Raw genomic sequence first — 17,286 nt, 5'->3', positions numbered from 1 at the left:
GCCGCAGCCCGGCGCGTATCCCGCGGGTCCCCAGCCAGGCGCGTATCCCGGCCCCCCGCCGGGCCCGTATCCGGACCCACAGCCGGGGGCGTATCCCGGTCCGCCGGCCGGTCCGCAGCCGCAGCCGGGGGTGTATCCCGCCGGTCCCCAGCCCGGCCCGCAGCCGGGCGCGTACTCCCCCCCTGCTCCGTATCCCGGTTCCCCGCCCGGGCCGCAGCCTCATCCCGCCGCGTATCCGGCTGGTGTGCCCGGTGGGGCCCCTCCGCCCGGGGGGTATCCCGGGGCGCCGGGTGGGCAGGGCTGGCCGCAGGCCGGGCCGACGCCTCAACCGCCGCAATCACCCCAGTCGAATCCCTATCCGTATCCGTCCCAGAGCGGGCAGGGGACCCCGCCGCCTGGGCAGCCGGGACAGGGCTGGCAGGCGGCGACGCCGCCTCCGCCAGAGCTGTGGCAGATGCCGACCCAGCCCTCCGCCCCGGCGCGGCGGGGGTGGGTGCTGCCGGTGGTGGCGGTCGTCGCCGTGCTGGTGGTGGCCGGGGGGACGTTCGCGTTCATGACGGTGCGCCAGACGGGAACGCCCAGTAAGGCGAGTCCGACGGCGACGGCGGCGACGGCGGCCGAGAAGTCGGCGTCGGCCGCGCCGGTGGCGGCGACCGCCGACGTGTGCTCGATGCTCGACCCGGACGAGGCCGAGCGTCTCGTGCCGCGGGCCGAGATCGACTCCTCGACCAGCGACAACCGCGGCGGCACCCTCGTGAGCTACGTCCGGTGGCAGTGCCGCTGGGTCAACCGGAACATCTCCTACAAGGACGTCACCCGCAGCCGCGAGATCACGGTGAACGTGTCCAAGTACGAGGCGCTCGGGACGACCACGGCCGTGGAGGCGGCGAAGATCCAGTACAACGGTGAGCTCAGCCAGTACAAGTACGGCGCGACCCACTCGGACAAGGAGCACTACTACTCGGCGGTCCAGGAGTACCAGGGCGTCGGAGAAGGGGCCGCCGCCCAGTACCAATGGACGCGGGAGGGGAAGCAGTACTGGTACTCGTTCGGCCAGGGAGTCGGCCGGGTGGGCGACGTGGTCTTCCAGGTCAAGTTCGAGGCGAGCCAGAAGAAGAAGGAGGCCGACCTCCTGTCGACGGAGAGCACGCAGTCGATCACCGAGGAGAACGCCCTGCGCGAGGTGAAGGGCCTGCTCGGGCAGCTCGCGAAGTCGGTGACCGCCTTCCGCGCCGGGCAGCCGCTGCCCTACCACGCGCGTCCCAAGCCGAGCCCGTCGCCGTCGCCCTCACCCACCCGGATCCCCCTGCCCCGGGCCTGCGTGAGCCTCAAGACGCTGGCCGCCACCCTGGTGCCGAACACGGAGGGCGCGGCCGTGCGGAGCAAGGAGGGCAACTCGAACGTCACCCAGTGCCAGTGGTGGAACGACAAGCTGCCGCTCGGCGGAGGCAAGGTCCGGTGGCGCAACCTGCGCATCGCCGTCCACACCTTCTGGGACGCGGAATCCGCCCGTTACTACCTCATCGACCAGCGCTCGAAGACCAAGTTCACGGCGAGCAGCGAGATCGGCGGCATCCGCTGGGGCAAGGTCGAGAAGCTGACCGGCTTCGGGCAGGAGGCGTTCGGCCAGGCGATCCGGCAGCGCACCGAAACGGCCCAGGGCAACCGGTACGAGATCTACGCGCTGGACGGCAAGAACGTCATATGGGTGCTGCTGTCCGGCAGCGACCGCCCGGAGAACACGCCGATCAACGCACCGGACTCCGTGCTCATGGACCCGAAGGAGGCGGTCACCGGGGCCAAGTCCGTGGCCAAAGCCCTGCTCGACGCCCTGTGAGCCGGTGTTCGTGCAGGTTTGCGCGGGTATTTCCCCCCTCGACCGCGAGTCGACGGGGGGAAACCATGGCTACCTGTGAGGTCTGCGGCAACGATTACGACATGGCCTTCGAGGTGCACACTCAGGGAGTGGTGCACGTCTTCGACAGCTTCGAGTGCGCTATCAGCCGGATGGCGCCCGTGTGCGAGCACTGCGGGTGCCGCATCGTGGGCCACGGCTCCGAGTTCGACGGCCGCTGGTTCTGCTGCGCGCACTGCGCCCGGGAATCCGGCGCGACCAGGATTGTCGACAGAGAGGTCACGGGCGCCGTCGCCCGCTAGGACGGCGGGCCGCTTTGGCGGTTGTGAGGGCCTCCGCGCGGGATCCGGACCCGCGGGGAGGCCCTCATGCCGTACGGCGACGTCCCCTGCCTCGCGCTCTCCACGTTCCTGGCGGCTTGAGCTGACCGACTCCGGTATCGCCGACACCCGCCGCAAGAGGATCTGTGCCCCGGCTGAGGCGCCGCGGAGACGCCGGCCGCTTCACCCGCGTGCTTGCCCCTGGATTCCCATGACGCTCCACGCTAGTCTTTAGTTAGTTCCCTAGCCAAACAAATGTCGGAGGAGCGAGTGCCACCAGGTTACCCGGGAGGCGCTGGGGCCGGTGGCCGGTGCCGAACCGGGCGCGGCGCTGCCCGCGCGTCCGCGCGAGCCACGATTCCGGCCGCCGCTGTCGTGTCAAATTGCTCGCAATTGCGGCATTATGAGCCCGAGCGGGAACGGGGCGGACATTGATCACATCGCACAACGGGCCACAGCCGGCCGACTTCACCGACGTACGGGCGACCAACCTCGCCGTCGTGCTGCGGTTCGTCCGGGAGAACGCGCCCTGCTCACGTGCCGACATCGCCGCCTCGACGGGCCTGAACAAGGCCACCGTGTCCAGCCTGGTCGCCGACCTCATCGACCGGCGCCTGCTGCGCGAGACCGGCCTGACCGAGCACCGCGTCGGCCGGCCCGCCACCATGCTCGTCCTGGACGGCTCGCCGTACGCCGCGATCGGCATCGAGGTCAACGTCGACTACATCACGGCGGTCGCGGTGGACCTCAAGGGCGAGGAACTCCTGAACTGGCGGCGGTCCTTCCCCGGCGGGACCTCGAGCGCGGGCCAGGCGGTCGTCGCCATGGCGGCGCTCGCCCGGCGGGTCGTCAGCCGGATGACCAAGGAGGCCCGCCAGGTGCTCGGCCTGACCGTGGCCGTGCCCGGTCTGGTCGACGTCAGCGGCATCGTGCGGGTCGCCCCCAACCTGGGCTGGCGCGACGCCGACCTCGCGGGCGACCTCGCCAAGGCACTGCGCGACCCCGGCTTCCCCGTGCTCGTGGACAACGACGCCAACCTCGCCGCCCTGGCGGAGCACCGGTTCGGGCCCCACCGCAACGCCGCCAACCTCGTCTACGTGACCGGCGAGGTCGGCGTGGGCGCGGGCATCGTCCTGGACGGCAGGCTCAGGCGGGGCGGGCAGGGCTACAGCGGCGAGATCGGCCACATCGAGCTCGATCCCGCCGGGCCCACCTGCCGCTGCGGCCGGCGCGGCTGCCTGGAGGCCGTCGCCGGGATCGGCGCGATCCTCGCCCACACGGCGCCCGACGCCTCGCCGTCCGAGCTCGAACTCGAGATCGACGAGGTCGTACGCCGCGCCCGCAACGGCGAGCGGGACATCCTCGCGCTCCTGGAGGACGTGGGACGCCATCTCGGCAGGGGAATGGCCGCCGTGGCCAACATGCTCAACCCCGAGGTCGTGATCCTCGGGGGCTACTACGTGCCGCTGGCGCCCTGGCTCGTCGCGTGCGCGGAGGAGGAGATGTACGGCAGGGTGCTCGCCCCCGGCGGGGGAGGCTGCCGGCTGGAGGTGTCCACGCTCGGGTACGGCGCGGCCGCGCTTGGGGCCGCCGCGCGGGTGCTCGACTCGGTCGACTCCGGCCGCCTGCCCGCGCAGCGCTGACGGTCCTCCCCGCCGCCTCCTCTGCCGCCGCCGGGCGAGCCATGCGCCCGGCACACCGTTCCCGGCGGCAGGCGTACCGATATCGAGCGGCTGCGAACCCGGCCGGGGTGCGAGGCGTCGAACATGGCACCTTCGACGAATTGGACCATGATGAACACTCGCCTGTTGTCCGCCGCCGTGCTGTCCGCCGCGCTCACGGCCGCACTGGCCGCCCCCGCGGCCGCCGCCGCTCCGGCCGGGGCCGCCGCCTCGCCCAAGCCCCTCACCGGGGTCGCCGTCTACCTGTCCTACGGCAAGGGTTTCCCGGTCAGCCGTTACGAGCCCGGCAAGGGCTTCACGAAGCTGGGCGCCATGCCGATGACGGGCCAGTTCTCCGCGTCCCCGGACGGCAGGAAGCTCGCCTGGATCACCGGCGCGGGGTACGTGCGGGTCGGGGACGGCCGCACGGTCACGACCGCGGCCAAGGGCGCCGGCGCCGGAGCGCCGTGCCTGACCCCGGTCTGGTCGCCCGACTCCAGGCAGGTCGCGTACGTGGCGAAGGGCGACTCCGACGCCGGGTCCGTCTCGGTCGTCGGCGCGGACGGCAGGGGCCGCAGGAAGGCGGGCACCACCCTCGGGGTCTGCCACCTGGCCTGGTCGGCCGACGGCCGCTACCTCGCCGGATACGCCGGGACGACCGACGGCGTCTACCGCCTCGACGTGAAGACCGGCAAGGCGGTCAAGGTCAAGGGCGTCGGCCTCGCCAACCACGTGCAGAGCCTGTCGCCCGACGGATCGAAGGTCGTCGTGGCGCCGCTGTCGAGGACGGCGCCGGGGGGCGACGGCTCCTGGCCGGGGGGCTTCCGCCCGGCCGTGGTCGACGTCGCCACCGGCACGAAGGTCGCGATCCCGGTGAAGGGCTCGCTCATCGGCGCCTTCTACCTGCGGGACGGCCGCCTGGTCGTCCGGGTGGCCGGAGGCACCGCCAACACCCTGGTCGTGCTCGACAAGAACGGCAGGCAGGTGCAGCGCCTGACCGAGCCGGCCGCGGCCAGGCGGCAGGCGCTGCTGCAGATCGTCGGCTGACCCGAGCATCAGCGGAAGGGCGGGCGCGGACCGGCCGGGACTCCCGGCCCCGCGCCCGTCTTCGTCATACGGCCGGCGTACGACCGGAGCGGACGTCGAGGTGGCATCTGAGGTGAAACCGGTGCGACGGGGGTCTTGACCTGAGCCGAGGATGAGGGCACTCTTCCGGATAAGCCCGGATTTACACGCCGGAAACTTGCGGTAACCCTTTCGAAGCGCTTCGACAGCGGCGCTTCTCCAACCGAACATGCGGATCCTCGCGACGCCCCCATGGGCGCGTTTTTCGGCAGGTCATCGAAGCGCTTCGACGCGAAGGGTGAGTCTCCAGATGAACGAACCGGCGAGACATGACCAGGACCCGGCATTCCGGAACCCCGCGCTGTCTCCCGCCGAACGGGTGGACGACCTGCTCGGCAGGCTCACTCTTGACGAGAAGATCGGCCTGCTGCACCAATACCAGGCGCCGGTGGAACGGCTCGGCCTGCGGGTCTTCCGCACTGGCACCGAGGCTCTGCACGGCCTGGCCTGGCACGGCCCGGCCACCGTGTTCCCCCAGGCCATCGGGCTGGCCAGCACCTGGAACCCGGACCTGGTCCGCCAGGTGGGGGAGGCGACGGGCGACGAGGTCATGGCCTTCCACCACAAGGACCCGCAGAGCGTGGGCCGCAACGTGTGGGCGCCGGTGGTCAACCCGCTGCGCGACCCGCGCTGGGGCCGCAACGAGGAGGGCTACTCCGAGGACCCCTGGCTGACCGGGGTGATGGGCACGGCCTACGCCCGCGGCCTGCGCGGCGGCCACGCCGTGCTGAAGACGGCGCCCACGCTGAAGCACTTCCTCGGTTACAACAACGAGACCGACCGGTGCGTGACCTCCAGCGGCCTGCCGCCGCGGGTGCTGCACGAATACGAGCTCAAGGCCTTCCGCCCGGCCGTCGAGGCGGGGGCCGCGGTGGCCGTCATGCCGTCGTACAACCTCGTCAACGGCCGGCCGGCCCACCTGTCGCCCCTGATCGGCAGCCATCTGCGCACGTGGGCGCCCGACGACATCCTCGTGGTCAGCGACGCGTACGCGCCGGGGAACCTCACCGGGCTGCAGGGCTACCACAAGGACCTGCCCGAGGCGTACGCGCACGCGATCAAGGCCGGGCTGGACAGCTTCACCCAGGACGACGCGGACGCCGCCGCCACTCTGGGTCACGTCAGGACGGCGCTCGACCGCGGCCTGCTCACCGAGGCCGACATCGACGCCGCCGCCCGGCACGCGCTGTCGATCCGGGTGCGGCTCGGCGAGTTCGACCCCGCCACGCCGTACGACGACATCACCCACGACGTCGTCAACAGCCCCGAGCACCAGCGGCTCGCGCGGGAGGCGGCCCGCCAGTCGATCACCCTGCTGAAGAACGACGGACTGCTCCCGCTGGCCGCCCCGCGTACGGTCGCGGTGATCGGCCCGCTGGCCGACGCGTTGTTCGAGGACTGGTACAGCGGCACGCTGCCCTACCAGGTCACGGCCCTGGCGGGCCTCGCCGAGCGGTGCGAGACCGTCCACTGCGAGGGCGTCGACCGGGTGGCGCTGCGCACCGAGGGCGGGTACGTCGGCGCGTCCGCCGACCCCGCCGGCGGGCCGCTGTACGTGGGGAGCGAGCGCTCCTGCTTCGATGTGTTCGACTGGGGCGGCGGCGCGTTCGCGTTCCGGTCCTGCGCCAACGGCCGGCACGTGTCGGCGGATGAGGACGGCGTGCTGGTCAACGACCAGCCGGGACCGAGCGGCTGGGAGGTGCGCCAGACCTTCCGGATCGAGGAGCGGCCGAGGGGCGTGGTGCTGCGCAACATCTCCTCCGGCCGGTACGTCACCGTGGCCGGCGGCGTCGTGCGCACCACCGACGACCCCGACGCCGCGTCCGTGCTGTCGGTCGAGTTGGTCGAGAGCGGCGCGGCCCGCGCGGCGGAGGCGGCGGCCCGCGCGGACGTCGCGATCGTCGTGCTCGGCGACCACCCGCTGGTGAACGGCCGCGAGACCGAGGACCGCGCGACGCTGGCCCTGCCCGAGCGGCAGGAGGCCCTGCTGAAGGCCGTCCACGCGGCCAACCCGGCCACCGTGCTCGTGGTCTCCAGCGGCTACCCGTTCGCCGTGACGTGGGCGCAGGAGCACCTGCCCGCGATCGTCTGGTCGGCCCACGGCGGCCAGGAGTACGGCCACGCGCTCGCCGGCGTGCTGCTCGGCGACGACGACCCGGGCGGCCGCCTCACCCAGACGTGGTACCGCTCGGCCGCCGAGCTGCCCGACCTGCTCGACTACGACATCATCGCCTCCGACGCCACCTACCTCTACTACCGCGGCCGGCCGCTGTATCCGTTCGGGCACGGCCTGAGCTACACCCGCTTCGCCTACTCCGATCTGGAACTGGCGTCGGCCGACCTCGGCGAGGGCGACACGCTGACCGTCCGGGTGACCGTGACGAACGTGGGCGAGCGCGAGGGGGAGGAGGTCGTGCAGTTCTACAGCCATCAGCAGCGCTCCCGGGTCAAGCAGCCGCTGCGCCAGCTGCGCGGCTTCGTCAAGGTGCGGCTCGCGCCGGGCGAGAGCCGTACGGTGTCGGTGGACGTTCCGGTCGGCGACCTGGCCTTCTGGGACGTGACGCGCGGCAGGTTCGTGGTCGAGGAGGGCGCGCACAAGGTGCAGGTGGGCGCCTCGTCGGGCGACATCCGGCTGTGCGCGCCGTTCCGCGTGCGGGGCGAGCGCATCCCGCCGCGTGATCTGACCTCGGGGCCACTGGACGCGGCCGATCACGACGAGTACGACGGTGTGGTGCTGTGCGACGCCGCCCTCGACTCCGGCGACGCGGTCCGCTCCACGGGACCGGGGACGTGGATCGCCTTCAAGGACTGCGGCTTCGGAGGAGACTTCGGCGACCGCGGCCCGTCCGCCTGCGTGCTCGCGGTGTCGAGCGACGAGGGCGGCGTGGTCACGCTGCGGCTCGACGACCCCCTGACCGGCGAGGTCGCCGGCGCGGTCAGCGTCCCGCCGACGGCGACCAGGCATGATTTCGTCGAGGTGAGCACCCCTCTGGCGGGAGCCGCCGGAGTGCGCGATCTTTATGTGGTGTACGAGAGCGAGGGGGTCACGGTGAGCGCGCTGGGGTTCTGCCCGTGAGGACCGTGACGATCGCCGACGTCGCCAAGCACGCGGGGGTGGCCGTCAGCACGGTCTCGTACGTGCTGAGCGGCAAGCGGGCGATCTCGGCGACCACCCGGCAGCGGGTCCTCGACAGCGTGCGGGTCCTCGGTTACCACCCCAACGCCGGCGCCCGGGCCCTGGCGAGCAAGCGCGCGAAGGTCATCGCGCTGGTGCTGCCGCTGCGGGCCGGCATGAACCTTCCGGTCCTCATGCAGTTCGCGACCTCGGTCGTCACCACCGCCCGCCAGTACGACCACGACGTGCTGCTCATGACGGCCGACGAGGGGGCGGACGGACTGCACCGGGTGGCGGCCAGCGCCCTGGTCGACGGGCTGCTGCTGATGGACGTGGAGATCCACGACCCCCGCGTGCCGCTGCTGCGCAAGCTCGCCGAGCCGAGCGTGCTGATCGGTTTCCCCGCCGACCCCGAAGGGCTGACCTGCGTCGACCTCGACTTCGCCCGCGCCGGGGCGCTGTGCGCCGATCACCTGGCCGATCTGGGGCATCGTGAGATCGCGCTGCTCGGCGCGCCGCGCGTGGTCTACGAGCGCGGCACGGGTTTCGCCGAGCGGACGATGGCGGGTTTCGTCGATGCGGCCCGGCGGCACGGCATGGAGGCCGACGCGCGGCCCTGCGAGGAGTCGTTCGACGAGGTCCACGCCGCCGTGAAGCTGCTGCTCGACGAGCGGCCGGGGCTGTCCGGGCTCGTCGTGCACAATGAGGCGGCCGCCGGCCACGTGCTGGGGGCGTTGCGGATCCTCGGCAGGCGGGTGCCCGAGGATGTCTCGGTGGTGGCGATCTGCCCGGACGACATCGCCGAGCGGGCCAGCCCCGCGCTGACCTCCGTGCTCATTCCCGCCGAGGACGTCGGCAGGCAGGCGGTCCGGCTGCTCATGGCCAAGCTGGAGGGCCAGACCGTCCCGGAGTCGACGCTCCTCGAACCTCGGCTGACGATTCGCGAAAGTTCACGATGATCTCTTTTCCCGACGGCTTCCTGTGGGGGGCCGCGACCGCGTCGTACCAGATCGAAGGAGCGGTCCACGCCGACGGCCGAGTCCCCTCGATCTGGGACACCTTCTCTCACACCTCCGGGATGGTCGCCGACGGCCACACCGGTGACGTGGCCTGCGACCACTACAACCGCTATCTCGAGGACGTCGAGATCATGGCGTGGCTGGGGCTGAAGGCCTACCGGTTCTCGGTGGCCTGGCCGCGCCTGGCCGACCTGAGCTTCTACGACCGGCTGGTCGACGCGCTGCTCGCCAAGGGCATCACGCCCGTCGCGACGCTCTACCACTGGGACCTGCCGCAGACGCTGCAGGACACGGGCGGCTGGACCAACCGTGAGACGGCCTTCCGCTTCGCCGACTACGCCGCCGCCGTGCACCGCCGCCTCGGCGACCGCGTCGGCGTCTGGACGACGCTCAACGAGCCCTGGGTGTCGGCGTTCGTGGGGTACGGCTCGGGCCGGCACGCGCCGGGGGTGACCGATCCGGCCGCCGCGTTCACCGCCGCCCACCACCTGATGCTCGGGCACGGCCTGGCCGTGCAGGCCCTGCGGGCGGGGGGCGCGCAGACCGTCTCGCTGACGCTGAACCTGACGCCGATCCTCGGCGACCCCGAGCCGGTCCGCCTGATCGACGGGATGGCGAACCGGCTCTTCCTCGACCCCGTGCTGCGCGGCGAGTACCCCGCCGACGTCCTCGCCCACTTGGAGCGTTTCACCAAGGTCAACCTGGACGACCTGCCGACGATCGCGCAGCCGATCGACGTGCTCGGCGTCAACTACTACACGGTCAACCGGGTCGTCGCGGACCCCTCGTCCGAGGGGCATCCGGAGTATCCCGGCAGCGAGGGCGTCGCCTGGGAGGACCCGCACGGCGAGGTCACCGAGATGGACTGGGAGATCAACCCGGCCGGGCTGGAGGACCTGCTCGTACGGCTGGCGCGCGACTATCCCGGCACACCTCTGATGATCACGGAGAACGGGGCCGCCGTTCCCGACGGGGTGTCCGACCCCGGCCGGATCTCCTATCTCGACGGCCACTTCCGCGCCGCCCGCGCGGCGATGGACAAGGGCGTGGACCTGCGCGGTTACTTCGTGTGGTCGCTGATGGACAACTTCGAGTGGGCCCGGGGCTACCACAAGCGGTTCGGTCTCGTCCGCGTCGACTACGACACGCTGGAGCGCACGCCGCGCGACAGCGCCCGCTGGTATCGCGAGGTGATCGCCAGGAACGGTCTGGAGGACTGAGGCGGCCCGCCCCTACAGGACGTTCTCCAGGCTGATCATCGCGACCAGCAGGACGACCAGCGCGCCGAGGTGGGCGGCCGACGACCACAGGCCGATCGGAACGGTCGCCGCGGCCAGCAGGGCCGCGGCGACCCGCACGGCGGTCCGTCCCATTCCCAGCACCCGGCGGAACCACAGGTCGCCGAGCAGGAACAGGGCGGTTCCCCCGGCCAGCGCGAGGGCGGGGCCGAGGCCGAGGTGGTCGTGGCCGACGGCCTTCTTGATCCCGGCCGCCGTCGCGACGACCCCGAGCAGGATCGGGATGTGGGCGTAGAAGTACGCGCCCAGGATGAGCCGCGTCCGCCGGACGACCTCGGCGCGCATCAGCGCGTGCTCGGGCCCGCTCTCGCCGCGTCCGAAGTACACCCACCACAGCGACGCGGTGAGGGCGAGGCCCAGCAGGGCCGCGACGATCAGTGCCGCCCCCGGGTGGCCGTCGGTCGCTCCGATGCCGATCGCCACGATCGACTCGCCCAGCACGATGATGACCAGCAGGCCGTGCCGCTCGACGATGTGCGCCGGGTGCAGGGGGAAGCCCTTCTGCCCGATGAAGACCGGGCTCAGCCAGATCAGCACGAGGGCCGCCGTCCACAGCGCGTAGTTCCACGGCGCGCCGGTGAAGGCGGCGGCGAAGACGAGCGCGGTCGCGGCCAGGTTGAACGGCACGACCCGCGCGATCGCGGCCGTCGCCTGCAGGTAGAGCCCGCCGTGGACGAGCACGATGACGAGGTAGCCGACGGCGAACGCCACGCCGCTGCCCGAGAAGGTGCGCGGGATGGCCAGGGCCATGATCAGGAATCCGGCCATGCCGCACAGGATCAGCACCCGCCGGGCCGCGCGCTCCGGCGGCACGGTGTTGGTCAGCCAGGCGTAGCCGGAGTACATCCACCAGAGCAGACCGAAGATCAGGATCGCCTGCACGGTGCCCTGGCCGGCGAACCCCTCTCCGTCCTGCCGGGTGAAATCGCCCACCAGCAGCGACGTCAGCTGCGTAATCGTGAAGACGAAGACGAGGTCGAAGAAGAGCTCGATCGTGGAGACGCGCAGTTCGGCGTCCGGAGCGGTCGGTTCGACGCGCTCGGCGAACCAGCGGGGGAGAGGCATGGCGAATATTGTGCCGGTTGCACCGCTTTCTTGATTACACGTTTTCACGCGCTCCGGAGGTCGGCGGCAGCACTCGGTCGCCGAGCCCCGGGAACACCTTGGCGACCTTCGCGGTCAGATAGTCGCCGTACGTGCCGGTGAAGGCCCGCAGGTCCAGGCCGTCCCAGCGGGCACGGCCCCCCTCTCGGGCGGGCAGGGAGGGCAGCGGCGGCACCTCGCAGTCCCAGCCAGGGTCGAAGAAGAAGGGGAACGACAGCCTGCCGCGGCCCGTGGCGTTGCGCACGCGATGCGGGGTCGACCGATACAGGCCGCCGGTCAGCTTGTCGAGCATGTCGCCGATGTTGCAGACCAGCGTGCCCGGGATGGGCGGCGCCTCGATCCAGCCGCGGGCGGTGTGCACCTGGAGGCCGGGATTGTCGTCCTGCAGCAGCAGCGTCAGCAGGCCGTAGTCGGTGTGCTCGCCGACCCCCCACTCCTCCGGATCCGCGTACGGCGGGGGCGGATAGTGGAAGATCCGGAACAGGATCGTGGGCGCGGCCGTGTAGCCGGCGGCGAAGTAGTCCTCGCCGAGTCCCAGGCTCAGTGCCACGCCCCGCATGACCGCCTGCCCCACGTGGGTGAGGGCGTCCATGTACGCCAGCACGGCCGGGCGCAGTTCGGGCACCTCCTCGGGGAAGAGGTTGCGCCCGTGCAGCGGGCGGGGATCGTCGTGGCCCAGTTCGGCGCCGAAGTAGACGCCCTCCTTGAGGTCGGGCCGGCCGGAGGTGAGCTCGCCGCCCACGGGGAAATATCCGCGCCAGGCCCGCCCGCCCCGATCCATGGAGATGCGCGACTTGTGCTCCTCCGGCAAGCGGAAGAAGCGCGCCGCGGCGTCCCTGAGCTCTGCGATCAGGGTCTCGGGCACCCCGTGGCCGCTGATGTAGAAGAAACCGCTGTCCAGGCAGGCGGCCTCGATCCGGCGTGCGACCTCGGCACGCTCCCTGGCGGTCCCGGGGCCGGTGAGGGCGGCCACGTCGATTACCGGCAGTGGTCCGGCGGCGTTCATACCCCATATCCCACCATCCGGAAGGGCCGTCCGGAAGGCTCCTTTACCTGCTTGCCAGTCGTGTTGCGCGTGTCGGCATTTCGACCCGATAGGACCATCTCGTCAAGTTTGTTCCGTTACCGCTTAATAACGCCCTGAAGAGTAGATTTCTTACGCACGGTCAGTAGGCCACGTCGTAAGCGGGCGATCACGTGGGTTTCGGGGATCGGTGGTCGGTCAGGAGTCGCATCGCGCTGTTCACCGGCACGGTGGTCGCTCTGCTGTGCGCCGCGTTCTCGATCGTCCTGGTGTGGTCCCTGCAGGTGGCGGCCCGGGAGAGCCTCCTGCGAGAGGTGACGATGGACGGCGGCCGGGTCGCCTACCTCGTGGACCACGGACAGGCGGGGAGCGTGCTGCCTCCCTATGGCCGGTATCGGCCCGTCCAGGTGGTGGACCCGCAGGGCAGGGTGCATGCGGCGACGCCGGACATGGCCGGAAAGCCGGTCATGGCGACCTTCCGGCCCAAGCCCCCGCTCCGCAAGGCCACACAAGAGGTCTGCGGCGGCGTCTTCGGAGCGGACCGGTGTCACATCGTGGTCGCGCAGCAGGTCTACGACGGCGGCGGAGACTGGACCGTCTACAGCGCCGCGCCGGTCGAGGCGTTCAGCGCGCCGCCGGCCCTCGTGGCCGGCCTGGCCGCGGGATCCGCGCTCGTCACGGGCGCCGTCGCCTACGGCGCCCGGCGCAGCGTGAAGCGGGCGCTCCTGCCGGTGCGGGCCATCAGGGCCGAGCTCGACGAGATCAACGCCTCGGACCTCGGGCGGCGGGTGCCGGTCCCCGAGGCCAAGGGGGAGATCCACGACCTCGCCCAGAGCGTCAACTACACGCTGGACCGGCTGGAGGAGACGCTCGAACAGCAACGGCGCTTCACCTCCGACGCGTCCCACGAGCTGCGCAGCCCGATCACCGCGATCCGCGCGCAGGTGGAGGACGCACTGCTCGCCCCCCAGGAGTCCGACCTGCGGGAGATCGGGCCCGCCGTGCTGAAGAGCCTCGAACGGCTCCAGGCGATCGCCTCCGACCTGCTGACGCTCGCCCGTCTCGACGCGGGCGCGCCCTGCGAGCGCGAGCCGCTGGACCTCGGCCGGCTCGTGGCCGCTGAACTGGACGCCCGCCGCCCGGCCAGGAGGATCGTCTCGCAGCTGACTTCTGGTGTGGTCGTCCGGGGGGACCGCACCCGGCTGGGCCGCCTCGTCACCAACCTGCTCGACAACGCCGAGAGGCACGCCGCCACGACCGTACGGCTGGAGGTGCGGCGCGAGGACCCGCCCGACGGCGACCCCCGCTTCGGTTCCGGTGTGGCCGTGCTCGAGGTGCTCGACGACGGCGCGGGCATCGCGCGTGACCAGCGCGAGCTCGTGTTCCAGCGGTTCACCCGGCTCGACACGGCCCGCAGCAGGCACGCCGGGGGTGCGGGCCTGGGCCTGCCCATCGCCCGGCAGATCGCCGAGAGCCACGGCGGCACCCTAACGATCACCGACAGCCCGCGCGGCGCGCGCTTCCTCCTGCGCCTGCCGCTCTCCCGGGAGCCCTGACCGGGTCACGGACGTCACTACCGCTCGGCTCCGACCGCGGTGATGATCGCCTCGGGTCCCTCACCCGCGCGTATGCCGACCCGGCGTCAGCGGGCCTCGGCGCGGCTCTCCGTGGTCGTGTCGTCCTCTCGCCGCGTACGCCGCTGCCGGGGCGCGGCCTTGCGGACGGTCGTCGTGGCCGCGGGCTCCTCGCCGGGCCGCTCCGCGGCCGTCCCGGCGGCGGTGGCGCCCGCACTCACGCCACCGGTCGGCGATGGCTCCGGCGATCCGGGCGAGTCGGCGGAGGCGGCGGGCCTGGACTGCCGTTCCCCGGGAGCAGGCCCGGACGGCGCGGGACCGGACGGCGCGGGCTCCGACGGGGCGGGCCGGGCCGGGGATTCGCCCGCACCCGGTTCGCCGGGCCGTGGCGGGCGCAGCGCGGCGATGACCGCGTCGGCCTCCGCCTCGGCGGCGAACTCCCCGGCCGCCTCGGCCTCGCGCCGTTTGATGACCACCATGTGGTCGGCCGAGATCCGGCCCGCGCCGGTGACGGCCAGCAGCACGGAGGCGGCCCCGAGGGCCACGATCAGCTCGATGTCGCCTCCGGTGAGCGGCAGGCCGCTGTCCCCGGCCGTGACCACGAACACCGCGAGGGCCTCGGCGAACAGCAGCAGCCCGACGAACGGCACGGCGAGGCCCGCGATCAGCAGCGTGCCGCCCACCAGCTCGGTCAGCATGGTCACCGGCGCCCACACGCGGGGCAGCGGGGCCTGGAGCGCGGTGAACTGGTCGGCGGTGGCGTTGAGGCCGGCTTCGAGCTTCTGCCAGCCGTTGGCGAAGAAGATCCCGCCGACGCCCATGCGGGCGGCCAGCGAGGCTAAGTCGTGCAGGGTTCTCTTCACGGCTTCTCACTCTGGGTGGGGGGTGACTTGCCCGGACACTTCCCCGCCTGCGCCGCCGTCATGCGCCCGGCCGGCTCAGGTCCGTACGCCGCCGGACTCCTCGGCGTCGGCGCTCGCGGGGGTGGGAACGTGGCGGGGGAGCAGCAGGGCCACGGCCAGCGCGGTGAGCGCGAGCAGCGCCACGCTGACCACGACGGTGGAGTGCAGGGCGGTGACGAAGGCCGCGCGGGCGGCGTCCAGCAGCGCTGTTCCGGTCGTGCCGGTCTCGCCGGCCACGTGCGCGGCCGCGGCCAGCGACTCACGCGCCTGCGCCATGAGCCCGGCCGGGATCCCCGGGACGGGCGTGAGCGAGGGGGCGTACACGATCGTGGTGATCGTCCCGAGGACGGCGATGCCGAGGCCCGCCCCGAGCTCGTAGGCCGTCTCCTCGATCGCGGCGGCGCCGCCGGCCCGCGACTCCGGCACGGTGGCCATGATCGTGTCCGACGCCGCCAGCAGGGCGACCTCGACGCCGAAGCCGATCCCCACGAAGCAGACCGTCAGCATCACCGGATGCTGCTCGGTGCCCCAGGTCAGCACCGGGGCGAGGGACAGCGCGGTCAGGGCGAGGCCGCCGCCGACCGTCGCGCGCAGCCCGACGCGTCCCAGCACGTGCGCGGCGGCCAGGCCGCCCGCGATGGCCGCGACCATGAGCGGCAGCATGCGCACGGCGGCCTCCAGCGGAGACAGCCCCAGCACGAGCTGGAGATACTGCGCCAGCATCAGCTCCAGGCCGACCAGCGCGAAGATGGCCAGCAACACGCAGCCGACGCCGGTGGCGAAGCCGCGCTGGGCGAACAGCCCGACGTCGAGCAGGGGGAACGGCAGCCGCCGCTGCCGCCGTACGAACCAGACGAGCAGCGCGACGCCGGCCAGGAGGACGGCGAGCGAAGGCGCGCGGCCCAGAGTGTGTCCCGACCCCGCCTCCTTCAGCCCGAACGCGACGGCCAGGATGCCCAGGGTGGACAGCGCCGCGCTCAGCGCGTCCCACGGATGGCCGGCCCGCCGGGGCGAGGCCGGCAGGATCCGTACGGCGAGCGGCAACGCGACCAGCAGCAGCGGCACGTTGATGAGGAAGACCGCGCCCCACCACAGGTGCTCGACGAGGACTCCCCCGATCAGCGGCCCGACGGCCGCTCCCGCGGCGGCGACGGCGCTCCACACGCCGAGCGCGATCGCCCGCTCGCGCCGGTCGGTGAACACCTGCCGGATGATCGAGAGGGTCGCCGGCATGATCATCGCGCCGCCGACGCCGAGGAAGGCCCGCGAGACGATGAGCGCGAGCGGGGTCGCGGCGAACGCGGCGGACAGCGAGGCGAGGCCGAACACCACGTAGCCGCCCAGCACGAAGGGCCGCCGGCCGTACCTGTCGCCCAGCGTGCCGAACGTCACCAGCAGCGGCGCGACGACCAGCGAGTAGCTGTCGATGATCCACAGGAGCTGCACGGACGACGGTTCCAGGGCCGCGGTGAGCGCCGGGACGGCGATGTGCAGCACGGTCGCGTCGACCGCGATCAGGAGCAGGCTGAAACACAGGAGCGCGAGCACCGACCATCGGCTCGCGCGGTGCTCCCGCAGGGCACCCGCGGCGCGGACGGTGGCGGACTCGACCGAAACCATGATCATAGTCCGCTCAGTGCTCCTGCCCCAAGATCCTGGCCCGCTGGAACATGCGTGGCAGCTTAGGCCATGTGAAGCGGATCTCTCAGCCCTTCCGGTGATGTCGGGAACAAATCGCCGGATCCCCATCACCCCAGGTGATCAAGCGGAGCAATCCGGCTCTTTGGAGAGCCATAGGTATATAGGCGATCCGCCGCGCCGAGCGGGTGTGCGAGCGGATCCATCAACCCTTCAGACCGCACCATGAGCGTGAAGCGGTACACGGCCGAGGAACTGCCCGGCGGAAACGCCGCGATCACCACAGCGCAGGCCCGTCAGGTCCTCAAGGCCGTCAAGGCGTGGTGTCGCCCGGGGTGAGGCCCATGGCCTGCTGAGCGCGGCGGTGGAACTCGTCCTCCGCTGAGGTGGGCGGGTTCACGTCGAGGTAGTGCTGCTGATAGTCCGAGCCCTGCCTGCGACCCTCGGGGCGGAAGTCGGCCTCGGCCAGGTGCTCGCGCTCCCATTCGGCGTGGACTTCGGCGAGCGCGGCCAGGCGGGCGATCAGCTCGGCGCTCGGCCGTGTTGCCTTCCCCGGAGCCATGTCTCTCCCTACCAGTCCGCACCCGGCTTGTACGCCTTACCGAGCCAGGTGTCTGCCTCGTGCGTCCGACCTGGCCATCTCGCACGGAG

General features: G+C 72.1%; 13 protein-coding genes. 8 read left to right on the top strand and 5 right to left on the bottom strand.

Annotation, left to right across the window (positions count from 1 at the left end):
• Positions 1–454: 454 nt before the first annotated feature.
• The 7 genes from ABZ860_RS17680 to ABZ860_RS17650 all read left to right on the top strand — a co-directional run bounded on the left by ABZ860_RS17680 (position 455) and on the right by ABZ860_RS17650 (position 10,315).
• Positions 455–1,837 carry a hypothetical protein gene (locus ABZ860_RS17680; RefSeq protein ID WP_357221043.1) on the top strand — a complete coding sequence of 461 codons (1,383 nt, stop codon included), beginning with the start codon at positions 455–457 and terminating at the stop codon, positions 1,835–1,837.
• 65 nt (positions 1,838–1,902) lie between these two features.
• A complete protein-coding gene (locus ABZ860_RS17675; RefSeq protein WP_357221040.1) occupies positions 1,903–2,157 on the top strand; it encodes a hypothetical protein in 255 nt (84 codons plus the stop codon).
• A 449-nt stretch (positions 2,158–2,606) separates the two neighbouring features.
• On the top strand, positions 2,607–3,818 hold the full coding sequence (locus tag ABZ860_RS17670) for an ROK family transcriptional regulator (protein WP_357221037.1): 1,212 nt from the start codon (positions 2,607–2,609) through the stop codon (positions 3,816–3,818).
• Between the two features lie 147 nt (positions 3,819–3,965).
• The gene (locus ABZ860_RS17665; protein ID WP_357221035.1) at positions 3,966–4,883 is read left to right on the top strand and encodes a hypothetical protein; all 918 of its coding nucleotides are present in this window, start codon (positions 3,966–3,968) and stop codon (positions 4,881–4,883) included.
• A 328-nt stretch (positions 4,884–5,211) separates the two neighbouring features.
• Complete coding sequence (locus tag ABZ860_RS17660; protein WP_357221032.1) at positions 5,212–8,037, top strand: glycoside hydrolase family 3 C-terminal domain-containing protein; 2,826 nt, start codon at positions 5,212–5,214, stop codon at positions 8,035–8,037.
• Positions 8,028–9,035 carry a LacI family DNA-binding transcriptional regulator gene (locus ABZ860_RS17655; RefSeq protein ID WP_357221457.1) on the top strand — a complete coding sequence of 336 codons (1,008 nt, stop codon included), beginning with the start codon at positions 8,028–8,030 and terminating at the stop codon, positions 9,033–9,035. Before ABZ860_RS17660 ends, ABZ860_RS17655 begins: the two co-directional genes overlap by 10 nt.
• Complete coding sequence (locus ABZ860_RS17650) at positions 9,032–10,315, top strand: GH1 family beta-glucosidase (RefSeq protein WP_357221030.1); 1,284 nt, start codon at positions 9,032–9,034, stop codon at positions 10,313–10,315. Before ABZ860_RS17655 ends, ABZ860_RS17650 begins: the two co-directional genes overlap by 4 nt.
• A gap of 12 nt (positions 10,316–10,327) precedes the next feature.
• On the opposite strand, the gene ABZ860_RS17645 is transcribed toward ABZ860_RS17650, so the two are convergent.
• Both ABZ860_RS17645 and ABZ860_RS17640 read right to left on the bottom strand, forming a co-directional pair.
• Entirely contained in the window at positions 10,328–11,458 is a 1,131-nt protein-coding gene (locus ABZ860_RS17645) for a low temperature requirement protein A (RefSeq protein ID WP_357221027.1), read from the bottom strand.
• Positions 11,459–11,492: 34 nt separating this feature from the next.
• A complete protein-coding gene (locus tag ABZ860_RS17640) occupies positions 11,493–12,503 on the bottom strand; it encodes a 2-oxoglutarate and iron-dependent oxygenase domain-containing protein (RefSeq protein ID WP_357221024.1) in 1,011 nt (336 codons plus the stop codon).
• Between the two features lie 191 nt (positions 12,504–12,694).
• Between ABZ860_RS17640 and ABZ860_RS17635 the strand changes: the two genes are divergently transcribed.
• Positions 12,695–14,077, top strand: coding sequence for a HAMP domain-containing sensor histidine kinase (locus ABZ860_RS17635; protein ID WP_357221021.1), 1,383 nt, complete (start codon positions 12,695–12,697; stop codon positions 14,075–14,077).
• Between the two features lie 86 nt (positions 14,078–14,163).
• Here ABZ860_RS17635 and ABZ860_RS17630 read toward each other — a convergent pair whose 3' ends face one another.
• From ABZ860_RS17630 to ABZ860_RS17620, 3 genes are all read right to left on the bottom strand, one after another.
• Positions 14,164–14,958, bottom strand: a complete 795-nt coding sequence (locus ABZ860_RS17630) for a DoxX family membrane protein (protein ID WP_357221018.1) — start codon at positions 14,956–14,958, stop codon at positions 14,164–14,166.
• Positions 14,959–15,033: 75 nt separating this feature from the next.
• The gene (locus tag ABZ860_RS17625) at positions 15,034–16,623 is read right to left on the bottom strand and encodes an MFS transporter (RefSeq protein WP_357221015.1); all 1,590 of its coding nucleotides are present in this window, start codon (positions 16,621–16,623) and stop codon (positions 15,034–15,036) included.
• A 325-nt stretch (positions 16,624–16,948) separates the two neighbouring features.
• Positions 16,949–17,197, bottom strand: a complete 249-nt coding sequence (locus ABZ860_RS17620) for a hypothetical protein (protein WP_357221012.1) — start codon at positions 17,195–17,197, stop codon at positions 16,949–16,951.
• Positions 17,198–17,286 lie beyond the last annotated feature (89 nt).

The organism is Microbispora sp. NPDC046973 (genome assembly GCF_040644495.1).
In the GTDB taxonomy this organism is placed as follows: domain Bacteria; phylum Actinomycetota; class Actinomycetes; order Streptosporangiales; family Streptosporangiaceae; genus Microbispora.
This window is presented reverse-complemented; position numbering and strand designations above follow the sequence as displayed.